The 1,807-nt window shown below is 75.5% G+C and carries 2 protein-coding genes and 1 pseudogene; all 3 read left to right on the forward strand.

Annotation, left to right across the window (positions count from 1 at the left end; translation table 11 throughout):
• The first annotated feature begins 303 nt into the window (after window positions 1-303).
• Window positions 304-1,026, forward strand: a complete 723-nt coding sequence (locus tag AOK00_RS34760; RefSeq protein ID WP_055604118.1) for a TetR/AcrR family transcriptional regulator — start codon at window positions 304-306, stop codon at window positions 1,024-1,026.
• A gap of 34 nt (window positions 1,027-1,060) precedes the next feature.
• Complete coding sequence (locus AOK00_RS34765) at window positions 1,061-1,375, forward strand: hypothetical protein (protein WP_055604119.1); 315 nt, start codon at window positions 1,061-1,063, stop codon at window positions 1,373-1,375.
• Window positions 1,376-1,449: 74 nt separating this feature from the next.
• A pseudogene (locus tag AOK00_RS39830) lies at window positions 1,450-1,807 on the forward strand (hypothetical protein); the annotation flags it as partial.

The raw sequence follows: 1,807 nt of genomic DNA on the forward strand, positions 1-1,807 counted from the left end.
CACCCGTCCCGCCCCAGCGGGACGATCGCCCACAACGAGGGGGGTAGAGGGGGCAGCCCGCAGTGGCGGCGGGTGTGTCGTCGGGGCGGGGCACAGCCGCGGCGGAGGCCCGGACGGGGTGGCGCCGCAGGCGGTGCGGAGGCCCGGGCGAGGCGGCGGCGCACCAGGCGCAGAGGCCCCGGCGAGGCGGCGGCGCACCAGGCGCAGAGGCCCCGGCGAGGCGGCGGCGCACCTGGCGCCGGGGTCCGCGCGGGGCGGCCCGGGGCCCGGGGAGGCTCGAAGGGGCCCGCTACGCTGCGGAGCATGACTGCCGCCGCCACCCCCGCGTACCGCAGGCTCAGCGTCGAGGCGCGTCGCGGCCAGCTCCTCGAAGCCGCCCAGGAGCTCTTCGCCCACCGCACCCCCGAGGACGTCTCCCTCGACGACGTCGCCGAGGCGGCCGGCGTCTCCCGGCCCCTCGTCTACCGCTACTTCCCCGGCGGCAAGCAGCAGCTCTACGAGGCCGCCCTCCGTTCCTCCGCGGACGCCCTCAACCACTGCTTCACCGAGCCCCCGGTCGGACCGCCCACCGAGCGGCTCGGCCGGGTGCTCGACCGCTATCTGGCCTTCGTCGACGAGCACGACGCCGGTTTCAGCGCCCTCCTGCGCGGCGGCAGCGTCGCCGAGACCTCCCGTACCACCGCGATCGTCGACGAGGTCCGCCGCTCCGCCGCCGAGCAGATCCTCGTCCACCTCGGCGTGGACCGGCCCGGCCCCCGCCTCAACATGCTGGTCCGCACCTGGATCGCCGCCGTGGAGGCCGCCTCCCTCATCTGGCTCGACGAGGACAAGCGGCCCCCGGCCGGGGAGCTGAGGGAGTGGCTCGTGGACCATCTCATCGCCCTCCTCGCCGCGAGCACGGCGAGTGACGAGGAGACCGCGCGCGTCGTCGGACGTCTCCTCGCCCAGGAGACGCCCGAGGGGCCCGTGGCCCGGCTGGCCCGCCGGGTGATCCCGGTGGTCGGCGAGGCCGCCCATCTGCTCTGAGCCGGAACCGGAAGCCGGAGGGGACACTGGAGGGGTGAGAAGCCAGAACACCTCCTTCCGTGGCGGCCCCCTCGACGGCCGGGTCCTGCCGATCCTGCTCGGCCCGACCGGCCACCCGCCGAAGTGGTACGAGATCCCGGTCCCGGCCCACAACGGGAACCCCCCGACCCTCCACACCTACCGCCGCGAGCCCGCGGGGTACACGAAACGGCTGGGTCTCCAGCGCGGCTGGGTCTACGCGTACGCCCCCGAGGGCCGCGAGCGTCGCGAGCTGAAGTGGCCGTGGTCGAAGCCGAGCGCCGGCACGAGCCCGACCCCTCCCCGGGGCGGCACTGAGCCGAACGAGTGAGGACGCCGGACTCACCCCCATTCGTACGGTAATCACATGAAGTGACACGTCATCATCCCCGTGGAGGTGGTGACGTGTCACGAAGACTGCTCCGTACGGTCTGCACGGGGGCCCTGGCCGCCGCGACCGCCCTCACAGGCGTCCTCCCGGCGGGCGCCGCCGCTCCCGAACCACCCGCCGATCCCCCGGTGGAGGCACCGATCGCCTGGGCCGACCCGGCTGCGGAGCCGGTGGGACCGGTCGACCCGGACGCGCCCGCACCGCCCACGGCGCCCACGGCGTCCACGGCGTCCACGGCGGAGACGACTGGGACGACTGAGACGACTAAGACAGGCGAGACCGCGACGACCGCACCGGCGGCGACTTCCGGGCGGCAGGACCCGGCCGACCCCGCCGATCCCACCGACCCCGTCGGCCCGCGCGAATCCGCCC

This window comes from Streptomyces aureus (assembly GCF_001418135.1).
Taxonomy (GTDB): domain Bacteria; phylum Actinomycetota; class Actinomycetes; order Streptomycetales; family Streptomycetaceae; genus Streptomyces; species Streptomyces aureus_A.